The sequence below is a fragment of the Mycobacterium sp. PS03-16 genome, assembly GCF_004570325.1.
Classification (GTDB): Bacteria; Actinomycetota; Actinomycetes; order Mycobacteriales; family Mycobacteriaceae; genus Mycobacterium.
This window is the reverse complement of the sequence record NZ_SPQO01000079.1, coordinates 1-1,072: the sequence shown is the minus strand read 5'-3', so window position 1 is coordinate 1,072 and position 1,072 is coordinate 1. Positions and strand designations below refer to the sequence as shown.

Annotated in this window: 1 protein-coding gene; it reads right to left on the bottom strand. The window is 66.2% G+C overall.

What is annotated here, in order from left to right; translation table 11 throughout:
* Position 1: 1 nt before the first annotated feature.
* A complete protein-coding gene (locus tag E4P42_RS26765; protein ID WP_135129649.1) occupies positions 2 to 973 on the bottom strand; it encodes an IS481 family transposase in 972 nt (323 codons plus the stop codon).
* Positions 974 to 1,072 lie beyond the last annotated feature (99 nt).

Sequence of the window (1,072 nt, the reverse complement as noted above, 5' to 3'; positions counted from 1 at the left end):
GTCAGGTTGGTGACAGTCGGCTGGTCGGGGGTTGTCCTCCGAGGGCTGAATGGCGGCGTTGATTGTTGTAGTAGTCGAGCCAGGGGGCAAGGGCTGCGCAGCGGGCGTCGTTGGTGGTGAAGACCTGCCGGTAGGCCCATTCGGTTTGCAGGGTGCGGTTGTAGCGTTCGACCTTCCCGTTCTGCCAAGGACAGTGCGGCTTGATGAAGACGTGCCGGGCGCCCAGGTCGGCGACGACGGCAGCGACGTCGTGGGAGTGTCGATAGCTCCAGTGGTTGTCGGTGATGATGCGTTCGATGGCCGCGATGCCGTGTGCGGCGTAGTAGTCCGCGGCGCGGGCCAGGAACGCCGCGCAGGTCGGGCCCTTCTCGTCGGGCAGGATCTCTGAGTACGCCAGGCGGGAGTGGTCATCGACGGCTGAGTGCACGTAGTCATAGCCGCTGCCGTGTCGACGGTCGCGGTTGTCGCCCTCACCACGGCCGTTGGCGCGCCAGCCGCCGCCGTTGGGGATGCGGCCGATCTTTTTGACGTCCATATGGATCAGCTCGCCTGGACGGGCCCGCTCATAGCGCACGGCAGTGGTCTTGGAGGCGCGGATCACCTCACCGGTCAGCGGGTCACAATCGCGCAGATAGGGCAGATGGTGGCGGCGCAGGATGGCACTGACGGTGCGGGCCGGCAGACCCAGCTCCGCGCCGATCCAGTCCTGGCCGCGCCGGGAGGAGCGGCGCAATTCGACCACTGCCGACTCCACCGCGGCGGTGGTGCGGCGCGGGCATCGGTGCGGCCGCGACGAGCGGTCCACTAGTCCAGCCGGACCTTCCTCGAGATAGCGCTTCACCCATCGATGGGCGCATTGCCGCGACACACCCAGTTCGGCGGCCACGTGAGCGGCTTTTCGGCCACCGATGAGCACTCGGTCAACGAGCAGTTGTCGACCATGGACGGTCAGCCGAGCATTAGCGTGGGACACGAGGACCTCCGTGTGTGTGAAGACGTCAGACATCTCCACTAAGCCCGGAGGTCCTCCCCTCTCACAGCCAAACCGTCAACAACGTCCCTGCCGAGTACA